This window comes from Terrabacter sp. 05T424, assembly GCF_056396225.1.
The window spans coordinates 370,266-391,540 of the sequence record NZ_JBFTLB010000002.1; the positions used below are offsets into that span (position 1 = coordinate 370,266).

General features: G+C 70.1%; 21 protein-coding genes. 8 read left to right on the forward strand and 13 right to left on the reverse strand.

Features of this window, described 5'->3' with window-relative positions; translation table 11 throughout:
• Positions 1 to 9: 9 nt before the first annotated feature.
• Positions 10 to 666 carry a GNAT family N-acetyltransferase gene (locus AC1DE0_RS06765; protein ID WP_478098501.1) on the reverse strand — a complete coding sequence of 219 codons (657 nt, stop codon included), beginning with the start codon at positions 664 to 666 and terminating at the stop codon, positions 10 to 12.
• A gap of 161 nt (positions 667 to 827) precedes the next feature.
• Here AC1DE0_RS06765 and AC1DE0_RS06770 point away from each other — a divergent pair, with 161 nt between their 5' ends.
• Entirely contained in the window at positions 828 to 2,327 is a 1,500-nt protein-coding gene (locus tag AC1DE0_RS06770) for a peptide ligase PGM1-related protein (RefSeq protein ID WP_478098503.1), read from the forward strand.
• A 10-nt stretch (positions 2,328 to 2,337) separates the two neighbouring features.
• On the forward strand, positions 2,338 to 3,363 hold the full coding sequence (locus AC1DE0_RS06775) for a glutathione S-transferase family protein (RefSeq protein WP_478098505.1): 1,026 nt from the start codon (positions 2,338 to 2,340) through the stop codon (positions 3,361 to 3,363).
• A gap of 84 nt (positions 3,364 to 3,447) precedes the next feature.
• Here AC1DE0_RS06775 and AC1DE0_RS06780 read toward each other — a convergent pair whose 3' ends face one another.
• The 11 genes from AC1DE0_RS06780 to rpmH form a co-directional block, all read right to left on the reverse strand.
• Positions 3,448 to 4,254, reverse strand: coding sequence for an alpha/beta fold hydrolase (locus AC1DE0_RS06780; protein ID WP_478098507.1), 807 nt, complete (start codon positions 4,252 to 4,254; stop codon positions 3,448 to 3,450).
• A 101-nt stretch (positions 4,255 to 4,355) separates the two neighbouring features.
• A complete protein-coding gene (locus AC1DE0_RS06785; protein WP_478098510.1) occupies positions 4,356 to 5,249 on the reverse strand; it encodes a metallophosphoesterase in 894 nt (297 codons plus the stop codon).
• Positions 5,250 to 5,319: 70 nt separating this feature from the next.
• On the reverse strand, positions 5,320 to 6,180 hold the full coding sequence (locus AC1DE0_RS06790) for an Fpg/Nei family DNA glycosylase (protein WP_478098512.1): 861 nt from the start codon (positions 6,178 to 6,180) through the stop codon (positions 5,320 to 5,322).
• A gap of 63 nt (positions 6,181 to 6,243) precedes the next feature.
• The gene (locus AC1DE0_RS06795) at positions 6,244 to 7,395 is read right to left on the reverse strand and encodes a ParB/RepB/Spo0J family partition protein (protein WP_478098514.1); all 1,152 of its coding nucleotides are present in this window, start codon (positions 7,393 to 7,395) and stop codon (positions 6,244 to 6,246) included.
• A gap of 407 nt (positions 7,396 to 7,802) precedes the next feature.
• A complete protein-coding gene (locus AC1DE0_RS06800) occupies positions 7,803 to 9,245 on the reverse strand; it encodes a ParA family protein (RefSeq protein ID WP_478098516.1) in 1,443 nt (480 codons plus the stop codon).
• A gap of 562 nt (positions 9,246 to 9,807) precedes the next feature.
• The gene (rsmG, locus tag AC1DE0_RS06805; RefSeq protein WP_478098518.1) at positions 9,808 to 10,728 is read right to left on the reverse strand and encodes a 16S rRNA (guanine(527)-N(7))-methyltransferase RsmG; all 921 of its coding nucleotides are present in this window, start codon (positions 10,726 to 10,728) and stop codon (positions 9,808 to 9,810) included.
• Positions 10,729 to 10,800: 72 nt separating this feature from the next.
• On the reverse strand, positions 10,801 to 11,502 hold the full coding sequence (locus AC1DE0_RS06810; RefSeq protein WP_478098520.1) for a Jag family protein: 702 nt from the start codon (positions 11,500 to 11,502) through the stop codon (positions 10,801 to 10,803).
• 95 nt (positions 11,503 to 11,597) lie between these two features.
• Positions 11,598 to 12,584 (reverse strand): membrane protein insertase YidC, encoded by a 987-nt coding sequence (gene yidC, locus AC1DE0_RS06815; RefSeq protein ID WP_478098522.1) that lies wholly within the window; start codon positions 12,582 to 12,584, stop codon positions 11,598 to 11,600.
• Positions 12,581 to 12,910, reverse strand: a complete 330-nt coding sequence (yidD, locus tag AC1DE0_RS06820) for a membrane protein insertion efficiency factor YidD (RefSeq protein ID WP_478098524.1) — start codon at positions 12,908 to 12,910, stop codon at positions 12,581 to 12,583. The genes yidC and yidD overlap by 4 nt, the downstream gene beginning before the upstream one ends.
• Positions 12,907 to 13,257, reverse strand: a complete 351-nt coding sequence (gene rnpA / locus AC1DE0_RS06825; protein WP_478098526.1) for a ribonuclease P protein component — start codon at positions 13,255 to 13,257, stop codon at positions 12,907 to 12,909. Before rnpA ends, yidD begins: the two co-directional genes overlap by 4 nt.
• Positions 13,258 to 13,275: 18 nt before the next feature.
• Positions 13,276 to 13,413, reverse strand: coding sequence for a 50S ribosomal protein L34 (gene rpmH / locus AC1DE0_RS06830; protein ID WP_010849920.1), 138 nt, complete (start codon positions 13,411 to 13,413; stop codon positions 13,276 to 13,278).
• A gap of 546 nt (positions 13,414 to 13,959) precedes the next feature.
• Between rpmH and dnaA the strand changes: the two genes are divergently transcribed.
• The gene (dnaA, locus tag AC1DE0_RS06835) at positions 13,960 to 15,609 is read left to right on the forward strand and encodes a chromosomal replication initiator protein DnaA (protein WP_478098532.1); all 1,650 of its coding nucleotides are present in this window, start codon (positions 13,960 to 13,962) and stop codon (positions 15,607 to 15,609) included.
• Between the two features lie 34 nt (positions 15,610 to 15,643).
• Here the strand turns inward: dnaA and AC1DE0_RS06840 are convergent, their stop codons facing one another.
• Complete coding sequence (locus tag AC1DE0_RS06840) at positions 15,644 to 16,201, reverse strand: Rossmann-fold NAD(P)-binding domain-containing protein (RefSeq protein WP_478098534.1); 558 nt, start codon at positions 16,199 to 16,201, stop codon at positions 15,644 to 15,646.
• A 21-nt stretch (positions 16,202 to 16,222) separates the two neighbouring features.
• Here AC1DE0_RS06840 and AC1DE0_RS06845 point away from each other — a divergent pair, with 21 nt between their 5' ends.
• From AC1DE0_RS06845 to AC1DE0_RS06865, 5 genes are all read left to right on the forward strand, one after another.
• Positions 16,223 to 16,381: a hypothetical protein gene (locus tag AC1DE0_RS06845; RefSeq protein WP_478098535.1), complete on the forward strand. Its 159-nt coding sequence runs from the start codon at positions 16,223 to 16,225 to the stop codon at positions 16,379 to 16,381.
• Between the two features lie 634 nt (positions 16,382 to 17,015).
• Positions 17,016 to 18,143, forward strand: coding sequence for a DNA polymerase III subunit beta (gene dnaN, locus AC1DE0_RS06850; protein ID WP_478098537.1), 1,128 nt, complete (start codon positions 17,016 to 17,018; stop codon positions 18,141 to 18,143).
• 143 nt (positions 18,144 to 18,286) lie between these two features.
• Positions 18,287 to 19,303, forward strand: a complete 1,017-nt coding sequence (gene gnd, locus AC1DE0_RS06855) for a phosphogluconate dehydrogenase (NAD(+)-dependent, decarboxylating) (protein WP_478098539.1) — start codon at positions 18,287 to 18,289, stop codon at positions 19,301 to 19,303.
• Positions 19,304 to 19,378: 75 nt separating this feature from the next.
• Positions 19,379 to 20,647, forward strand: a complete 1,269-nt coding sequence (gene recF, locus AC1DE0_RS06860) for a DNA replication/repair protein RecF (protein ID WP_478098540.1) — start codon at positions 19,379 to 19,381, stop codon at positions 20,645 to 20,647.
• The gene (locus AC1DE0_RS06865; protein WP_478098542.1) at positions 20,634 to 21,233 is read left to right on the forward strand and encodes a DciA family protein; all 600 of its coding nucleotides are present in this window, start codon (positions 20,634 to 20,636) and stop codon (positions 21,231 to 21,233) included. Before recF ends, AC1DE0_RS06865 begins: the two co-directional genes overlap by 14 nt.
• The last annotated feature ends 42 nt before the right edge of the window (positions 21,234 to 21,275 follow it).

Genomic DNA, 21,275 nt, shown 5'->3' on the forward strand with positions numbered 1-21,275 from the left:
GCGTGCAGGTCAGGCGCGATCGCTGACGTGGGCGTGGCTCGAGCCGTTCGGGTGCGTCTCGGGCACCGGTCGCAGGCCGGGCACCCTCGACAAGGCCCGCCCCACAGCGGCCACCGCCTCGTCGCGCAGCGTGACGACCCGTCGCAGGTCCATCCGCAGCCGTGGGTAGGTCGGGTGGTCGCGCTCGACGCGGTAGCCGGCCTTCTCGAGCACGTCGACCTCCAGCACGCACGGATGCTTCGAGACGGCGAGCGGGCGTGCGGCGACGACCTCGAGGGAGCGCACGTGGTGCTTCAGCGCGTCCTTCGCGGCGGACTGCAGGAGCACCTTGCGAAGGCCGCTGCCGGCATACGGCTGCGCGGTCACCGCCGTGAGCAGCATGAGCGTCGACGGGTCCGAGGGAGCCGTCGGGAAGGCCGCGAGACGCGGGACGTGGCGGGCCGGCGCGAGCAGCACGTAGCCCGCGGGCTCACCGTCGACGTACGCCACCCGCCCGGGAGGACCCCACTCGCTCGTGACCGTTGCCACCCAGTCGCCGAGGACCTCCTCCGGGGCGCAGACGCCGCCGTGACCGTTGTGGGGAACGGTCTGCCAGAAGGTGCACGGCGCGCAGGTGCCCACCAGGTCGCCGACGACATCGGGCGTCAGGACACGCAGGTCACGCATCGCGCCACCGAAGATCCCGCATGGCCCCATTCTGTCCCGACCAACCCCGCTCGGCACCACCACCCGGCCTCCGTGTCGGCGGCGCTGCCCTCACGCAGAACCGCGCGGCACCAGTGACCCCGTCGCTACCATCGACGGATCAGTTCGCGGAAGGCCGACGCATGGACACGTTCCAGCAGCTGCAGCAGGGCCTCGGGTCCGCCTGGACGGCCCGCCACGCCGCAGCCGGTGTCGAGACCGAGCACGTGCGTGTCGTCATGCCGTCGTTCAGCGTGCACGGCCAGCTGCTCGCGCACTACGGGGCACGGTTCGGGTCGATGGAGCACCGCTACCTGTTGCTGGCGCTGGCGGCGCGCAACCCCCGCTGCGAGGTGGTCTACATCAGCTCGCTCGCTCCGGGGCCGGCTGTCCTGGACTACTACGCGTCCCTCCTGCCGCCTTCGGAGCGCGCCGGCTTCCTCGGCCGTGTGCACGTCGTCACGGTTGCCGACGAGTCCTGGCGCCCGACCGCCGCCAAGCTCCTCGACGACCCGGCCGCCGTCGCGCGCGTTCGGTCGGTCGTGCGCGGCCGACCCGCCTTGCTCGAGGTGTGGAACGTGACCGAGACCGAGGAGGAGGCCGCCCTCGCGCTGGGCATCCCCATCGACGGCACGGACTGCCGCCTGCGCCCGCTGGGCTTCAAGAGTGCCGGCCGGCGCCTGTTCCAGAAGGCTGGGATCGAGACCCCGGTGGGGTGCGAGGACGTGCGCGGCCTCGGTGACGTCGCCCGTGCGATCGAGGGCATCCGCCGGCGCCGGCCCGGCACGGAGCGCGTCGTGGTCAAGCTCGACGACAGCGGCGCCGGCGACGGAAACGTCACCGTCGGCATACGCGGCGACGATGGTCGTGATCTCGCAGACGCGCGCCTGGTGCAGGCCCTCCACGCCGCGCTGTCGCCCGCATACCGCGGCGAGCTGGCCGCCGGTGGCGTCGTGGAGGAGCTCGTGGTCGGTGATGAGGTCTCCAGCCCGAGCGGACAGGCCGACATCGCTCCCGACGGGTCCGTGACCGTCGCGTCCACGCACGAGCAGGTGCTCGAGGGACCCGAGGGGCAGGTCTACGCCGGTTGTGTCTTCCCGGCCCAGCCCGCGTATGCCGTCCGCGTCGCCCGCTTGACAGCCGCGGTCGCCGAGCGACTGGGCGCCCTCGGGGCCCGAGGGCGGGTCGGAGTCGACTTCGTGGCCCGGCGTGACGGGCACCGGTGGTCGGTCCTCGCCCTTGAGGTCAACCTGCGCAACGGCGGCACCACCCATCCACTGGCCGGGCTGTCGGCTCTCGTCGACGGGCGCTACGACGCGGACCGCGGGCGCTGGGTCACCCCGGACGGAGAGCAGCGCTGCTACTCCTCGACCGACAACATCGTCGACCCGGACTGGCTCGGGCTCGACCCGCATCGGGTCGTGGCGGCCGTGCGCGCAGCCGGCATCGGGTTCGACCCGCACACCGGCACCGGACTGGTGCTGCAGATGCTGTCCGGCCTCGCCGTCGACGGGCGGGTCGGGCTGACCGCCATCGAGCGCACCACCGCGGCCGCCCGAGAGCTGGCCGAGCGCGGCGGCCGCGTCATCGGCGGGTGTGCCACGCCCGGTGCGCCGCGGAGGGGTCGAGGGGCCGCGAACTAGGGTTGTGCGCATGAGCGAGCCGGGGACGTACGTCGAGAAGAGCTTCAAGCGCGACACGAACTACATCACCACCCGCATCACCGCCGACGGTCGAGACGGCTTCCCCGTCGAGGCCGGTCGCTACCGCCTCGTCGTGGCGCGCGCCTGCCCGTGGGCCAACCGCGCCATCATCGTGCGCCGGCTGCTCGGCCTCGAGGACGCCCTGTCGATGGGAATCTGCGGACCCACCCACGACAGCCGCAGCTGGACGTTCGACCTCGACCCGGGCGGCGTCGACCCCGTGCTGGGCATCCCCCGCATCCAGGACGCGTACTTCCGGCGAGACCCCGAATACCCCCGTGGCATAACGGTTCCCGCGATCGTCGACATCCCGACGGGTGCTGTCGTGACCAACGACTTCAAGCAGATCACCGTTGACCTCGAGACGCAGTGGCGAGATCTCCACCGCGACGGCGCACCCGACCTCTACCCCGCCGAGCTGGCCGACGAGATCGAGTCGGTGAGCGAGCCGATCTACCGCTTCGTCAACAACGGCGTCTACCGGTGCGGGTTCGCCGGCACGCAGGACGCGTACGACAAGGCCTACCGACGGCTGTGGGAGCACCTCGACCTCCTGGAGGAGCGACTCAGCACGCGGCGCTACCTCGTCGGCGACCACGTCACCGAGGCCGACGTGCGCCTCTTCACGACGCTGGTGCGGTTCGACCCCGTCTACCACGGCCACTTCAAGTGCAACCGCAGCAAGCTCATCGAGATGCCGGCGCTCTGGGGCTACGCCCGCGACCTCTTCCAGACACCGGGATTCGGCGACACCATCGACTTCGCCCACATCAAGCGGCACTACTACGTCGTGCACCGCGACGTGAACCCCACGGGCATCGTGCCGTGCGGGCCCGCCCTCGAGAACTGGGCCAGCCCGCACGGTCGCGAGGCGCTCGGAGGCTCGCCCTTCGGTGAGGGCGGCACTCCCCCGGAGCCGCCGCGCGAGGTCGTACCTCCGGAGCACAACCCCGCGCTCGCCCTGCTCGCCGGCTGACGTTCATTGCGTATGCCGTTGGGTTCCCTTGTCGTGCAAGGGAACCCAACGGTGGCTGAGCTGTTCGCGACCGCTGTTGTTGCGTCAGGAGCGGAAGAAGTCGGCCAGCGCCGGGGCCAGCACGTCGGCGGGGACCTGGTGGAACTCACCCGACAGCTCGACAGCTGACGCGTCGGGCAGCGCCGCTGCGACAACCTCGGCAGCGTCGTGCAACCAGGGCATCTGGGTGCCGCTGCTGCAGATCGACAGGAACGGAACCGTCACTCGCGAAAAGGTTTCGGCCGGGATGCCCTGCTGGTCGCCGCCGAGGCACTCCCCGTCGTACTTGACCGTGTAGGCCATGGAGAGCAGGGCATCCCACATGGGCGTGCCGACCATGCCGTCGACCATCTCGGCCGGCATGCCGACGACCTCGTTGTTGAAGTAGCGCACGATGCCGGCCCGGTCGCCCTTCGCCTCGAAGTTCTCGAGAGTGGCGATGTAGTCGGCCGGCGGCGGAGGCCACGCCGCAGTGCGGTAGGGCACCTCTAGGGCTGATCCCTTGGCGACGGGGGCACCGGCCGCGATGGCCTCGATGACGAGGGCGCCACCGGAAGAGACTCCGAAAACGTATGCGGGAGAGTCGTTTTCGCCGGCAGCGCCGATTACAGCCGTCAGGTCTTCGACCTCGCGTGCGACGGCGTAGGGCTCGGTGTCCCCACTGTCGCCACGGCCGCGGCGGTCATAGGTCACGCCGGTGAGGCCGAGCTCTCCGAGCGCCTGCGCGACGTCGCGGAAGGAGCCGCGATCGCAGAAGGCGCCTCCGACGATGGCCACGACCGGTCCGGAACCATAGGCCTCGTAGGCGATGGTGGTGCCGTCCGTCGACGTGGCCTTCTGGATCTGGCTCATGAGTGTCTCCTTGGTTGCTGCGACCCGGCTGTCGGGTCCTCACCCCTGCGTCGAACGGCCCTGCGGTCGATCGACATTTCGATTATCAAAATGCCCTGCAGTCAGGTGCGCTTGCGCGAGAAGACCTCGCGCTGCTCGTCCTCCGGCACCGTCGCCATGAAGTCCCTGACGGCCTCGGACAGCGCCGGCCAGGTCTTGTGCTGCTCGATCGGCACGACGGTGCCCACCACCTGGTCGGCGTGCACCTCGATGAGGTTCCACGACTGCGGTCCGTCGACGCCCATGAGCAGCTCACGAGGCGCGCCGACGTCGTCGACGTAGCTCACGCCGCCGGCAACGAAGACCGGCACCTGCCCGAGGGTGCCGAAGCTCGTCACGTGCAGGTGACCGCTGAGGATCGCGCGCACATCCGTGCGCTCGACCACGCTGCGCAGGCGGTCGACGTCCTCGAAGTCGAGCAGCTGCATCACGGGAGAGCGGTAGGTGATCGGCGCGTGGTGGATGACGAGCAGCGTGCCGTGTTCGGCGGGGCGCGACAGCTCGTCGGCCAGCCACTCGTACTGGTCCTCCGAGAAGCCGCCATGATGGTAGCCGGGCACCGCGGAGTCGACCGTGATGATGCGCAGGCCACCCACGACCGTCACCGAGTCCTGGGGCTCGTCCGTGTCGAGGCCGTGCAGGCGCTGCGCCATCGGTCGTCGCTCGTCGTGGTTGCCGCCGGTCAGCACGAGGGCGGCGCCGAGGCGCTCGACCACCGGGCCGACGATCTCGAGGAGCAGGTCGTAGGCTGCCGGGTCACCGCTGTCGGCAAGGTCGCCGCTGATGACGAGGGCGTCGATGCGCTCACCCGAGGCCTCGACGCGGGCCAGCGCCTTGCGCAGCTGCTCCGGCGTGTCGATGTGACCGGCGAGCAACCCACCGCCGGCGATCAGGTGCGGGTCGGACAGGTGGGCGATGACGTGCGTCGGCGCAGGCCGCGAACCAGTGAGGGCCATGGGGCCAGCCTAGGGTGCGCCGTTGTTGCCGGCACGCCCGGGCTCACCCGGTCGTGGAGTCTGACGCGGCTCAGTGGCGCACTTGGCAGGCTGGGCACCAATAGAGGCGTCGACCAGCGATTTCCCTCTGCTGCAACGTGTTTCGGCATCGCGGACATGGCTCACCGGTGCGCTTGTACACGAGGAAGCGCCGCTCGAAGGTGTCTCCCAGGCGCTCACCGGTCAGGTGCCTGGCGACGGCTCGGGCACGGCCGGATCGCCTCGCCCGCTGCGCCATCTCCACCTGGTCGGGCATCGTGATGATCTGCGAGAACACTCGGCCCAGCGGCATGAGCAGCACGAGGTCGTCCCAGATCTCCTGCCACACCCCTCGGGAGAGGTCGCGTCCGGGGATCAGCGGGTCCACGGCGAGGCGGTGCAGGACCTCGCAGCGGTAGACGTTGCCCACCCCAGCCACCACGGACTGGTCCATGAGCAGCTCGGCGATGCTGCGCCGGCTCCGGTGAAGACGTTCCCACCCGACGTCGGGGAGACTGCGCCGCCGCAGCGGGTCGGGGCCGAGGGTCGCCACGATCTCGCGACGGCGCGCATGGTCGACCAAGGTGCAGATCATCGGCCCGCGCAGATCCGCCCAGTGCCCCGGCCCGACGAGGCGGAGGCGAACCGCGCCCACGGGTGACGGCGGGCCTTCGGCCTGCAGCGGGCGCACCGGAAACTGGCCGATCAGGCCGAGGTGCACGTGCAACGTCAGGTCGCCGACGTCGGCGAAGAGGTGCTTGCCCCAGGCCTCCGCCCGCTCGAGCACCTGGCCGTCGAGGAGAGCGGCGTCGGCCGCGAACCTCCCCTGCGGGCTGCTCGCCTCGATGGGGTGACCCTTGAAAGCGCGTTCCAGGCGCTCCGCGAGGGCATGGATGGTGTGGCCCTCAGGCATGGTGAACTTGCCTCCCGTGCTCGACGGCGGTCCGTGACCGTGCGGATGGAGGCGACGTCGGCGTCAGTCGCGGGCTGGAGACGACATACCCATGAGGCCGAGGATGCGTCGGAGGTCCTCCATCGAGGCGAACTCGACGGTGATCTTGCCCTTTCGCTGACCGAGGGCGATCGCGACGCGGGTCTCGAGGTGGTCGGACAGGTTCGACGTGAAATCGTCGAGCTGCGGGTGGCGGCTACCTGCGCGCGGACGCCGGGGCTTCGGCGCATCGTTGCCCTCCCCCAGGGCCACCAGCTCCTCCACGTTGCGCACGGAGAGACCCTCGGCGACGATCCGCTGGGCCATCCGCTCCATCGCAGCGCCGTCGGCCATGCCGAGGAGGGCTCGGGCGTGCCCTGCGCTCAGCACACCGGCGGCGACGCGGCGCTGGACCAGGGGCGGCAGCTTGAGCAGGCGCAGCGTGTTCGAGATCTGCGGGCGGGAGCGGCCGATGCGGGTGGCGAGCTGCTCGTGCGAGCAGCCGAAGTCGTCGAGGAGCTGCTGGTAGGCGGCCGCCTCCTCGAGGGGGTTGAGCTGGCTGCGGTGCAGGTTCTCGAGCAGGGCGTCCCGCAGGAGGTCGTCGTCGCTGGTGTCCTTGATGATGGCCGGGATGACGCCGAGGTCGGCCGCCTCGGAGGCGCGCCACCGGCGCTCACCCATGATCAGCTCGTAGATCTTGCCGTCGGCTTCGGCCAGCTGGTCCGCGGGGATCCGGCGCACCACGACCGGCTGGAGCACGCCGATCTCACGGATCGAGTGGACCAGCTCTGCCATGTGGTCTTCGTCGAAGACCGTTCGCGGCTGCTTCGGGTTCGGACGGATCGACTCGATGTCGAGCTCTGCGAACTCCGCACCAGGCACGGGGGCGAGTCCGTTCGAGGCCTCCCCGGCCGGCACACCGGCGGCGGTGATGGCATCCACTGGCGCACTGGTCCCATGGGCGCCGTCTGCCGTCCCCGCGTTCGGCGTGGACACGCCCGAGGTGCTGTCAGCCGGCGCGTCGCTCTGGTCCGACCCGTTAGAGCCGGCCGACTCCTCCGCCGGGCTGGAGATCGGCGGACTGGCCTGCTTCTGCTCCGTGAAGAAGACATCGACGGGTCGACCCGCGCCGCCGCTCGGTGCGCTCGGGATGAGGGCTCCGAGGCCCCGACCCAGTGCTCGACGCTTCTCCGCCATTCGCCAACCCCTTGCCATCACCGACGCGGCCATCGCGTCCGGCGCTCAGTCTAGGTGCTCACCGATGGTGGTCCGCGCAGCCGCTCCGCTGAGTCGCGGGGCGGGGGGGCCCTTGCCCAAGCGGCTCATGGAAGTCCTGTTTCACGTGAAACGGCGGCCGGACGCGGCTGTTCGACGTCCGTGGGCTCGACCGTGCGATCAGTTCACCTGAAACGGGAGCTTGGTTCGCCAACTGACCTGCTGGGCAAGGCTGCTCGCGCACCGTCTCCGCACGGCCGGAAATAGCTTGGGGCTGTCGCTGTGTTTCACGTGAAACGCCGGCATGCAGGATCGCGTTTCACGTGAAACAGGACCGCCCCCGAAGGGGCGGTCCTCGTTTCACCGGGGCAAAGGGACTGCGACCGACCTCAGGCCGGACCGGCCGCTCCCCTGTCAGCAAGCTCGCCGGCCGCCTCCAGATAGGCAAGCGCCCCACTGCTGGCTGGGTCGTAGGTCATCACGGTCTCCCCGAAGCTCGGCGCCTCCGACACGCGGACCGACCGGGGCACCGTCGTCCGCAGGACCTGCTCGGGGAAGTGCTCACGCACCTCGTCGGCCACCTGCGCCGACAGCCGCGTGCGCCCGTCGTACATCGTCAGCAGAATCGTCGACACGTGCAGGGCCGGGTTGAGGTGACGCTTGACCAGGTCGATGTTCTTCAGCAGCTGCGACAGACCCTCGAGGGCGTAATACTCACACTGGATCGGGATGAACACCTCGCTCGCTGCCACCATGGCGTTCACGGTGAGCAGACCGAGGCTCGGTGGGCAGTCGATGAGGATGTAGTCATAGGCGTGACCCTGGTCGGCCGCGGCGGCGATTGCCTTCTGCAGACGCGACTCGCGAGCGACGAGCGACACGAGCTCGATCTCGGCACCGGCCAGGTCGATGGTGGCGGGAGCACAGTGCAGGTTCTCGACGGTGGAGCACGGCTGCACGACCTCGAGCAGCGGGGTGCCGTCGACGAGCACGTCGTAGATCGATGGCACCTCGGCATGGTGGTCGATGCCGAGAGCCGTGCTCGCATTGCCCTGCGGGTCGAGGTCGATGACGAGCACCGTGAGACCCGCCTGGGCGAGGGCCGCGGCGACGTTCACCGTGGTCGTCGTCTTGCCGACGCCACCTTTCTGGTTGGCCACCGTCAGGACTCGCGGAGCCACCGGCTTCGGGAACGGACGACCCGTCAGCTGGATCCGCCGGCGGGCGTTCTCTGCCAGCTCGCGCGCCAGTGGGGTGTCGGTTCCCGGCGTCGGCAAGGCCGCGGCGAGGGCTTCCCGGTCGGCGTGGTCGACGAGCTCACGCACCGCGGCTCCCGACTCATCCACAACGTTGTCCCCAGCCTCGGATGGGGTAGTTCCCTGCTCAGAAGCACCGATACCGTCCAGTTCGTCCACCGCGTTGTCCACAGGCGTTTCCACTGTGGATTCGGCGATCGAGTCACCCGTCCGATCGCCGATCGGCTCACTGCCGCCGGCAGATTCGTCAGGCAGGTGCGACGTCGACGCCGTCTCCAGGGCCGACATGTCCGGGGCCTCGGGGCTCACCGCGGCAACAGCGGGGGGCGCCTCGGACAGGTGTTGCTCGGACTCGGGCACACCAGCCAAAAACGTCTCAGAGTCACCCGAGTCGACCGAGCCGGCCGCGCCGCTCTCGTGGCTTTCGGTGGCTTCGGCCGTTTCGCGGGTCTCGGTGCTCTCGGGGGTATCGGTGCTTTCGACTGCGCGAACCTCAGCCTCCTGCGCCACGGCCGTTCCATCAGGCAGGTCCTCGGCATCCTCGACGACCGGCTCCGGCGCCGGGCCGCCGCTCACCTCCGACCCTGCCCTCGTGCCGACGGCACTGCCATCACCATCGGACCCGGTCCTCCCCGGTGCACCGCTGTCGGGCTCGCGGGGCGCAGTCGCCGCACGGTGGCCGTCGATCTCGGGCGACCGAGCCGGCAGGTCGCCGCCACCATCGACCGTGGCGGTGTCGGAGCCGCTGGACGACCCCCCGACCGTCAGCGGGTCACCCGCGTCGCCGTCTGGCTGCGGCTGCACGTTCGTGGCGACAGAGTCCTCGACATCGCTGGCTTCGGTGCGGGGTGCGGCCGTGGCGGTGTCGCTCACCGACTGTGGCGCTCCCCCCGGGAGGGCGCCGTCATCCCGAGCACCGTTGGCGGGAGCACCGTTGCCAGTCTCGGTGCCTGTTTCACGTGAAACACCGAGCATCCGAGCCAACCACCCCAGACGACGGTGCTCCGGCTCCGGGTCGGGTTCACTCGGCCAGCCGAGGTTGGTCGACATCGTCACAGGGAGCGCACCTCCGGGGTTGAAAGTCGGACCCTCCGTGATGAACACGGGACGAGCCGACCATCGAATGGTCTGGACACGATCATGGCTGATGGCGCCGACGACCGCTTGTCGCCGGGCCGGAGCGTCGCGATCCGCGCGGTCGATCTGCACGTCGACGCGCCGATCCGGCGCTCGACGGTTGACGAGAGCGGAACCGACGGCGGTCGACCACCTCGCCGATGGAGGCGCGAAGCACGAGCGTCGGTTCCGACAGCAGGTCGGCCCCGAAGGCCTCGACCCTTGCTTCGACAACGCCGAGCTGGGTGAGCGCCGCCAGGTTCTCGTCGAGCTCGGTCTGGGCCTGTGAGCCCTTGAGCGCCAACAGCGTGCCACCGGCCGTGAGCAGCGGGAGTGTCCACTCTGCGAGCTGGACGATGCGCGACACGGCCCGGGCCGTGACCCACGCGGCGTCGAGCTGGTCCCACAGGGACTCGGCCCGCGCGGTGTGGACGGTGACGTTCGGAAGGCCCAGCCGCTGCACGGTGTCCGACAGCCAGGCGGTGCGCCTGGCCAGAGGCTCGACGAGGTGCAGCTCGAGGTCGGGCCTTGCGATCGCCAGCGCCAGGCCTGGCAGGCCGGCACCGGAGCCGACGTCGATCACCTGTTGAACGTCACCGATGGCCGGGATGGCCTCGTGCACGACGGCGCAGTTGAGAACGTGACGGTCCCAGAGGCGCGGCGCCTCACGAGGACCGATGAGTCCGTGGGTGATCCCGGTGTCGGCGAGGATCGCCACGAACTGCTCGGCCAGGGCGAGCTGCCCTCCGAAGACCGAGCCGGCCACCTCCGGGGTGGTCGGCGGCGTCTGACCGGCCGAGGCCGACCCGTCTGAACCCGCACGCTCGGTGGGCTCGGTGGGCTCGGTGGGCTCGGTGGGCTCGGTGGGCTCGGTGGGCTCGGTGGGCTCGGTGGGCTCTGCGGGCTGGATGGGCTCGATCGGTCCTGGAGCTTCGTGGCTCACCCGCTCCCACTCCTCACATAGGTGGTCCGGCCGCGCCTCTCACGAGTCGCGTTTCACGTGAAACGTGGCGCCTCAGGCGGGCAGGATGACGATGTGCCGGTTCGGGTCGACGCCCTCGGACTCCGACACCAGACCGGCGGCAGACACCTCGTCGTGCACGACCTTGCGCTCGAAGGCGCTCATCGGCTCGAGGGAACGCTTCGTGCCGGACTCCTTGACCTCCGAGATCGCCACCTTGGCGATCTCGACGAGGGCCGAACGCCGCTGGGCACGGTGGCCCGCGATGTCGAGCATGAGGCGACTGCGCTCACCGGTCTCGGCCTGCACGGCCAGTCGGGTCAGCTCCTGGAGGGCCTCGAGCACCTTGCCGTCCACACCGACGAGACGACGAGGCACGCGACCCTCGTCGGAGTCGACGATCGCGATGGCGGCCCGGTCGCCGTCGACGTCGACGTCGATGTCGCCGTCGAGATCGGCGATGTCGAGCAGCGTCTCGAGGAAGTCGGCAGCGACCTCCCCCTCGCGCTCGAGCTGGCGCACTCGCGACTTCTTGTCGCCCTTCTCCGTCTTGGCCGGCTCCGCGCCGTCCGCTTCGTCCGCGCCGGCGTCGCTCGACTCGTCAGCCTCGCTCGGCTCGACCGAGTCGCTCTGCTCGGAGAGCTCACCCTGATCGACAGACTCGGGCGTCTCCACCGCGTCGGTCACCGGGCTGGTCGTCTCGTCAGCGGAAACATCGGTGGGATTGTCGGCCTCGGTGGCCTGTGTGTCGCTCATGGATAGCTCCTTCGTTCACCCCGGGCACTGTGGATAACACACGTTTCCGCAGTTCAGAGGCCCAGAGGCAGTGTGGACAAGATTGTGGACGAACCTCAGCGACGGTTCTTGGGGGCCTGCGTGCGGGCGCGCTTCTTGCCCTTGGGCTGCTGGCGCTGCCCGGCCTTGGGGGCGTCGTCGGGGACGGCGTCGGCGTCGCCGTTGAGACCTGGCACGGTCAACTCCTGCATGTCCTTGCCCTTGCGCTTCAGCCGCTCACGGCGGGCGCGCTCGGCCTCGGACCCGGGCGCCGGCATGTTGCGGATGACGTAGAACTGCTGGCCCATGGTCCAGAGGTTGGTGGTCAGCCAGTAGAGGAGCACACCGATGGGGAAGTTGACGCCGGAGATCGCGAAGAAGATCGGCATCAGGTAGAGCAGGACCTTCTGCTGCTTGGCGAAGGGGTTGTCCAAAGCCGACGCCGGCATGTTCTTGCGCATCAGCTGGTACTGCGTCGTGAACGTCGTGGCCGACATGAGGACGATGAGGACGGCGGTCAGGATCTTCGTGTTGAGCGGCACGTTGGCGCCGAGGAAGTGGTCCGACAGCTTCGAGCCGAAAATCGTCGAACTCTCGATCTGCGCCGCGACCTCGCGGGTGATCGGGCCGATCGCGTCGTGACCCGGCACGCCCTCGGCCTGGGCCTTGAGGTTGTTGAGCAGCTGGAAGAGCGCGAAGAAGAAGGGGCTCTGGATGAGGATCGGCAGGCAGCTGCTGAACGGGTTGGTGCCGGTGCGCCGGTACAGATCCATGATCTCGGCCTGCTGGGCCTTCTGGGACTCGGGATCCCGCTTGCCCTTGTACTTCTTCTGGATCTTCTGCATCTCCGGCTGGATGAGCTGCATCCGGCGCGAGGAGTGGATCTGACGCACGAAGAGCGGCATGAGCAGGAGGCGGACGACGACGGTGAGGCCGACGATCGACATCGCCCACGCCCAGCCCGTCGGCAGCCCGATGGTGTTGAAGAGCCAGTGCCAGGCATACATGACCCAGGCTTCACCGAGCTTGATCGGATAGAGCAGGGTGTTGAAGAAGTCGATCAACGTCTTTCCTCTGTCATCGGGTGACCGGCCGGGTGGTGTTCACCCGAGGGCCGGAAGTCGGCGGGGTCCCAGTCGTTGCGCTCGGCCCACGTCATCGGAACGGGGTCGACCCCGCCCGGGTTCCACGGGTGGCAGCGGCCGATGCGGCGAGCGGCGAGCCAGCCGCCGCGCACGGGCCCGAACCGCGTGAGCGCGGTGACGGCATACGCGGAGCAACTGGGGTAGAAGCGGCAGGTGGCCGGTCGCATCGGCGAGATGAGGCGCTGGTAGAGCCGCACGACGAGCACGAGGGGCGCCGCGAGCACGCGGTTGACCGTGGCGCTCATCGGGGGCAGACCTTCTCGAGCTGGCGACCGAAGGCGGTGTCGAGCTCGGCCCAGGTGGCCTCGGCGGCCGCCGGGTTGGCCCGCACCACCAGGTCGTAGCCGGGCGGTATGCCGTTCAGCCGGGTCGCGACGCTGGCGCGCAGCCGGCGTTTGGTGCGGTTGCGCACCACGGCGTTGCCGACGGCCTTGGACACAACAAAACCGACGCGCGGCGGAAGTTCCGCACGCGCATCGGTCCGGTTGGCATGCACGACGATGAGTCGCCCGCCTGCTCTGCTGGCGCCTGGCCCGCGAACTGCCGTGGTGAAGTCCGCCCGCTCGCGCAGTCGGTGACGTGCCGGCAGCACGCCGCGGCCTCCGGCGACTCAGGCAGAGAGCTCGGCGCGGCCCTTGCGGCGGCGGGCGGCGAGGATCGCGCGACCGGCGCGCGTGCGCATGCGAAGGCGGAAGCCGTGCGTCTTGGCACGGCGACGGTTGTTCGGCTGGAAGGTGCGCTTGCTCACGAGGTTCTCCGTAGGTTGCGGGTGCACGCCCGCCGCAACTGCGACGAGAGGCGCCCGGGGTGGGGCTGGCGGTGGCCGATGCGACCGCAATCGGCAAGCCCACGGAGGATCGAGACCCGGTGTGGCCGGGGTTCGGGGCCATGGGCATGCGAAAGAGGTCGCAGACACGCTCGGTCAACGATACGGGAGCCCCGGAAGGAGGGTCAAACCGGCGAGGCGCCACCTGCCGAACCGGACAGAACAGACGATCCTCGAACGTCGCCGGGCGATTGCAAGGCGACACGCCGACAACGGGAAAGTTCTGTCCCCGACGCGATTGTCACAGCGGCCCTGCCCCTGTAGGTTTTCGACTTCACGATCCTCGCCCGACCCATGCACAGGCTGTGGACAAACGTGTGGACAACAGGGCATCGTTCACCAAGGCACGGACGCATCCCAGTCGTCCGACCCGGCACGGTCGAGCTCCAGCTCGAACCCGCCCGAGTGCACTTAGCGCCGGGATCGCAACAGGTGCAACGCAATTGAACTCAGGGGCAGGTGGGATTGGTGGCCGAGACAGGCGTCGACTACGCACAGATCTGGCAGCAGACGCTCGGCACACTGGACTCCGGACTCTCGAACCAGGAGCGCGCGTTCGTCCGGCTCTGCCGCCTCGTCGGCGTCCTCGACGAGATCGCCCTCGTGCGCGCACCCAACACGTTCACCAAGGACTTCCTCGAGACTCGGGTGCGCGAGCAGATCCACACCGCGCTCGGTGACCAGCTCGGCCACGCGGTCCAGCTCGCCGTCTCGGTCGACGAGAGCCTCGAGACCGACCTGGGCATGATCAGCGACGAGCCGACCGGTCAGGCCTCGGTGCACGACGGCCCGCGCCGCCCGATGGGTTCCGAGGGCGCTGCGGGTCACCAGAACGGTGTCGCGCAGGGCGGGGCCGGCGGCTTCGGCGGTGCCGCGCGCGCCAGCACGCAGCACAACCAGCAGCACAACCCGCTGCGCGACCTGGCCGAGAGCGCCCCGGCACTCAACGGCGCCGACCTCGACGAGCCCGGCCGGCCGGCATACCCCGACGTCCAGACGCAGATGGAGCTGGGGCCCGACCCACTGAGCGGTGGCGAGAGCGGCCCCCTGCGCCTGCAGCAGCGTCCCGAGCCCAGCTCGCCCGGCGACACGCGCCTCAACCCGAAGTACACCTTCGACACCTTCGTCATCGGCGCGAGCAACCGCTTCGCGCACGCGGCGGCCGTCGCGGTCGCCGAGGCCCCGGCGAAGGCGTACAACCCGCTCTTCGTCTACGGCGAGTCCGGGCTGGGCAAGACACACCTGCTCCACGCGATCGGCCACTACGCCCGCACGATGTTCCCCAACGTGCGCGTGCGCTACGTGAACTCCGAGGAGTTCACCAACGACTTCATCAACAGCATCCGCGACGACAAGGCGAGCGCGTTCCAGAACCGCTACCGCAGCGTCGACGTGCTGCTCATCGACGACATCCAGTTCCTCCAGGGCAAGCTGCAGACGCAGGAGGAGTTCTTCCACACCTTCAACACGCTGCACAACGCGAACAAGCAGATCGTCATCACCAGCGACCTGCCACCCCGCGAGCTGTCCGGCTTCGAGGACCGCATGCGCACCCGGTTCGAGTCGGGGCTGCTGACCGACGTGCAGCCGCCCGACCTCGAGACCCGCATCGCGATCCTGCGCAAGAAGGCGATCCAGGACCGGATGACGGTCCCCGACCCGGTCCTCGAGTACATCGCGACGAACTTCAGCACCAACATCCGCGAGCTCGAGGGCGCGCTCATCCGCGTCACGGCGTTCAGCAACCTCAACCGCCAGGCCGTCGACCTGCCGCTCGCCGAGATCGTGCTCAAGGACGTGCTGCCCAACGAGACGCCCAACCAGGTGACCGCCGCGACGATCATGGCGGTCACGGCCGCCTACTACGCGGTGACGCTCGAGGACCTCTGCGGCTCGAGCCGCTCGCGCCAGCTCGTCACGGCCCGCCAGATCGCGATGTACCTCTGCCGCGAGATGACCGACCTGAGCCTGCCCAAGATCGGCCAGCACTTCGGCGGCCGCGACCACACCACCGTCATGCACGCCGACCGCAAGATCCGCGAGCTCATGGGTGAGCGCCGCGCGATCTACAACCAGGTCACCGAGCTGACCAACCGCATCCGCCAGCAGTCCCACTGAGCGAGGGGCCTCTCGGCCCCGATGGCGTATGCGGTCAGCGGCGTCGCGCTGCGATCGTGGCCGTGAGCGGGTCGTCCCACGGGGTCGGGGCGAGCCCGAACGTCCGCTGGGTCAGCTGCGAGTCGAGCTCGACCGGTCGCTCGAACTGGTGCCGGGTCTCGCGGACCTCGCGCATGAAGGGGACGACGAGCCCGGCCACGGCGGCGAGGGCACCCACGTCGGGCACGTAGGTCCACGAGTGCGGGGCATCGGGTCGACCGATCGGCACGGACGGCGGACGCCCGGCCAGCAGCGCGTCGCAGATGACGTCGTTGAGGTAGCTGGTGCGCGGGGTCGTGCCCGGCCCGAAGTAGTCGCTGGAGCGCAGCTCGGTGACACGGACCCGGCCGGACGCGTGACGGGCCAACGCCTCGGTCCACATGTCCGCGCGGATGGCGCCCTTGTGCCCGGCCGGCCGTAGCGGAGCGTCCTCCGTCATTGGCGCCTCCACCCAGCCGTAGCCGTACAGGTTGCCGATGATGACCAGTCCGGCCCCCGTCGCCTCGGCGGCTCCACGGGTGGCGGCTGCGACGGGCGGCCAGTCGGTGTCCACGACACCGCGATCGAGCCGCCCATGCTCGCGCAGGGCATCGCGGCGTGGACGCTGCTCCTCGGTGCGGTCACGAGTAAGGTCTTCTCGCAGCTCGGGCCCCTTCCCGACCCTCCCGCCCTCTTCGAGACGCTCCTCGCCGCCTCCCGCCACCTCGTGGTCAGCAGCGGCTCGACGGACTAGTCCGCAGGAACGCCGGGGCGCAATCCACAGGCAGCGGTCCACGCTGCGTCCACATCTGTCCACACAGTTGTCCACAGCTGTGTGCACAGCGTGACCTTCCCGTGACTCGTAAACACAGACGCGAGGAGAAAGGCGGCCCGCAAGTTGTCCACCGCCTGTGGAAAACTCTGTGGAAGCGGAGCCTTCCTCCACGCACAGCTGACTAGTCGTCAATGGCTGCAAATCAGACATATGGTGTCCGGTCCTCCACACCGGCCTGTGGAAACGTGTGGACGAAGCGATGCTGCCTGCGGACAACCTCGCCGTCGGTTGTGGGGACGCTGTGCAGGGCCGAACTCCGTCCACAGCCGGCACCTGGCGCGGCTACTCGTGACCCACATCCCGTGCACACCCCATTAGCCGCCTGACCTGCCCGGACGCGGGTTTTCCACAGCATCCACAGCACCTATGACTATGACGAGACTCAAGTCGAGGAGATGTGCCCCGACAACGAGGGTCGAGACGAGCGCGGCCGAACCCCGGGCAAACGTCTGATTTCGACCCGTCTGCCATTCGGGGAGTGTCTGTGGTGTCAGTCACCGGCAGGCACTAGTGTCTGAGCCCCAATGACCTTCCCCGTCGAAGTGAGTGCACCGTGAAGTTTCGGGTTGAGCGAGACGTCCTGGCCGAGGCCGTGACCTGGGTGGCCCGTGGCCTGCCGGCACGCCCGCCGGTCCCCGTGCTCGCGGGCGTGCTCGTCGACGCGAACGAGGACGGCACGCTGACGCTGTCGGCCTTCGACTACGAGGTGTCCGCGCGCATCACCGTGCCGGCCGACGTCGCCGAGTCCGGCCAGGTGCTCGTTCTCGGGCGCCTGCTGGCCGACATCTCGCGCAACCTGCCCAACAAGCCGATCGACGTCAGCACCGACGGCACCAAGGTCAACGTCGCGTGCGGCTCGTCGCGGTTCGCCCTCCGCGAGATGCCCGTCGCCGACTACCCCACGCTCCCGGCTGCCCCCGAGACGAGCGGCACGATCGCCGGCGACGTCTTCACCCAGGCCGTGGCCCAGGTCTCGGTAGCCGCCGACAAGGGCGACACGCTGCCGATCCTCACCGGCGTGCGCATGGAGATCGACGGCGACAAGGTCACCCTCCTCGCCACCGACCGCTACCGCCTCGCGATGCGCGAGCTCACGTGGAGCCCGACCGCGACCGACGCCAGCCACATCGCGCTCATCCCCGCTCGCCAGCTCTCCGACACCGCCCGCGCCCTCGGCGCCTCGGGCTCCGTCGAGCTCGCACTCGGGCACGGTGGCGACGGCCTCATCGGCTTCGAGGCCGGCCAGCGCCGGGCGACCACCCGCCTGCTCGACGGCGAGTACCCCAAGGTCACCTCGATCTTCCCGACGTCGGTCGACACCGAGGCCGTCATCGAGACCGCCGCCCTCGAGGAGGCCGTCAAGCGCGTGGCCCTCGTCGCCGAGCGCAACACCCCGGTGCTGCTGAAGTTCACCGACGGCCAGGTCGCCATCGAGGCCGGCACCGGCGACGACGCCCAGGCCTCCGAGGCCGTCGAGGCGACGCTCAACGGTCCCGAGATCCAGATAGCCTTCAACCCCCAGTTCCTGCTCGACGGGCTCCACGCCGTCGGCACGGCCTGGAGCCGGCTCAGCTTCACCCAGCCCAGCCGGCCCGCCGTGCTGACCGGGCAGGCCGAGGCCGACTCCGAGCCCGACAGCAGCTACCGCTACGTCCTCATGCCGGTGCGCTTCGCGAGCTGAGCTGCCGAGGGCGTCCCGCCCATGCGTACGCGTGCAGCGCCCTCGGGACCACCCAGCCGCCCTGCCGTCCGCAGGGCAGCAGGGCGTAGCCTCGAACCGCGCCACCTGATCGACCCCCGTCCTCCGTCAGAAAGGCTCGCGACATGCAGCTCGGTCTCATCGGTCTCGGCAAGATGGGCGGCAACATGCGCGAGCGCTTGCGCCGCGCCGGTCACGAGGTCGTCGGCTTCGACTTCAACCCCGACGTGCGAGACGTCGCGTCGCTCCCCGAGCTCGTCAAGGCGCTCGAGGCCCCCCGCGTCGTGTGGGTGATGGTCCCGGCAGGCGACCCGACCCGGCAGACCGTCGCCCAGCTCGGCGACCTGCTCGAGCCCGGTGACCTCGTCATCGATGGTGGCAACTCCCGCTTCACCGACGACTTCGAGAACGCGAAGCTGCTCGGCGACAAGAAGATCGGCTACGTCGACTGCGGGGTGAGCGGCGGCATCTGGGGTCTCGACAACGGTTACGGCCTGATGTGCGGCGGCGACGCCGAGTGGGTCGAGAAGGCGATGCCGATCTTCGACGCGCTCCGTCCCGAGGGCCCGCGCGAGGAGGGTTTCGTCCACGCGGGCGAGGTCGGTGCCGGCCACTACACGAAGATGGTCCACAACGGCATCGAGTACGGCCTCATGGCGGCCTACGCCGAGGGCTACGAGCTGCTCGAGAAGAAGGACATCGTCAAGGACGTCCCCGGCGCCTTCAAAGCGTGGAGCCGCGGCACCGTCGTGCGCTCCTGGCTGCTCGACCTCATGGTCGCAGCGCTCGAGAAGAACCCCCACCTCGACGACGTGTCCGACTACACCAACGACTCCGGCGAGGGCCGCTGGACCGTCGAGGAGGCCATCGCGCTCGGTGTGCCGATGCCGGTCATCTCGTCGTCCCTGTTCGCCCGGTTCGCCTCGCGCCAGCCCAGCTCGCCGACGATGCAGGCGGTCGCGGCGTTGCGGGGCCAGTTCGGTGGGCACCAGGTGATGACCATCGCCGAGGGCGAGGAGCTCCGTCGCAAGACCGGCGACGCGGGCTCGGCCCACCCGGCACCCGCCCCCGAGCAGCCCGGCTCGGCGACCGGCGACGCAGCGAACGCCGGCCCCTCGTCGGGCACCGGCTCCACCTCCTGACAGCCGTGGTGCGGCCGGGAGCCCTGCGATGCACGGCGCCCGGCACCGCCACCCTCGAGAACCAGCCATCCTGACGTGCACGTCCGCCACCTGACCCTCAAGGACTTCCGCAGCTATCCGAGCGCCGAGCTCGCGCTGACTCCCGGGGTCACGACCCTCGTCGGCCTCAACGGCCAGGGCAAGACCAACCTTGTCGAGGCTGTCGGCTACCTCGCGACCCTCGGCTCGCACCGGGTCGCGACCGACCAGCCCCTCGTGCGGTTCGGGGCGGCCCAGGCCATCGTGCGCGGGGCGATCGTGCGCGACGACCGCGAGACGATGGTCGAGCTCGAGATCACCCCGGGCCGGGCCAACCGGGCCCGCCTCGGCCGCTCCCCGGTCTCGCGCCCCCGCGACGTGCTCGGCACGGTGCGCACGGTGCTCTTCGCACCCGAGGACCTCGCCCTCGTCAAGGGAGACCCGTCCGAGCGTCGCCGCTTCCTCGACGAGCTGCTCGTCCAACGGCAGCCGCGCTGGTCGGGGGTGCGCTCCGACTACGACAAGATCCTCAAGCAGCGCAACGCCCTGCTCAAGTCGGCGGCTCCGGTGCTGCGCAAGGGTGCCCGCCGCCAGCCGCGAGCCGGCGACCCGCCGCTCGACGAGGCACGGGAGGCCGCGCTGCACACCCTCGTCGTCTGGAACGACCACCTGTCCACGGTCGGCTCGCAGCTGGTCTACGCCCGGCTCCGACTCCTCCGCGACCTCGTTCCCGACCTGTCGGCCTGCTACGACGCCGTCAGCGCCGCCGCCTCGAACGCCCGGGCGACCTACCGCAGTTCGCTGCACGACGACCTCGCCAAACGTCTCGCCGAGGGCGAGGTGCCCGAGATCGACGAGCTGCGCGCCGGCATGCTCGAGACCCTGGAGCAGGTGCGGCCCAACGAGATCGAGCGCGGCATCACGCTCGTGGGTCCGCACCGCGACGACCTCGTGCTGTCTCTCGGCGAGCTGCCCGCGAAGGGCTACGCCAGCCACGGCGAGTCCTGGAGCTTCGCGCTGGGACTCAAGCTGGCGGCATACCGGCTGCTGCGGCGCGACCTGGGCGACGACCCCGTGCTCGTGCTCGACGACGTCTTCGCCGAGCTCGACTCTGGACGTCGCGAGCGGCTGGCAGCGCTGATCGCCGACTGCGAGCAGGTGCTGATCACCGCGGCCGTGGGCGCCGACGTGCCCGACGTGCTGCGCGAGCGCGGCACCACGTATGCCGTCGAGCTCGGTCAGGTCGGACCCGTCGGCGCCGCCACCGATACGCCCGACGCGGCAGAGTCACCGGACGCGGGCGAGACGGGCGATGACGGTGCCTGAGGACGAGGCGCGCCCCGATCCCGAGCCCGCCGCCGGCGGGAACCCACCGGCCGAGCAGGCGCCCGCGCCAAGCGACGAGGAGACCCGGATCGCCGATGCGGCCGCCTCCGCTCTGGCCCGCGCTCGGGCGGCCGCCGCCGACAAGGGACTTCGCCCGGGCATGAAGCCCCGCAAACGCCGCCGACCGATCGGCCACGCGCCGGTGCTCTCGGGCTCCGCACGCGACGGGCGCGACCCGTCGCTGCTCGGCGACCAGCTCGACCGGCTGCTCCTCGACCGCGGCTGGAAGGTCGACGTCGCCGTGGGTTCGGTGATGGGCCGCTGGCCCGAGATCGTCGGACCCGACATCGCCGGTCACGTCGAGCCGATGACCTTCGCAGACGGCATCCTCACGGTGCGCGCGGACTCGACGGCCTGGGCCACGCAGATGCGGCTGCTCGCGTCGTCGCTGCTCGCCCGCATCGACGAGGAGATCGGGGCCGGAGCCGTCAGCGAGCTGCGCGTCGTCGGCCCCAGCGCCCCGTCGTGGAACCGGGGCGCCCGCCGGTCACCCGACTCCCGCGGCCCACGCGACACCTACGGCTGAGCCAGGCAAAGTGCCCACTCGACCGGTCTCGACGGGGAGAGG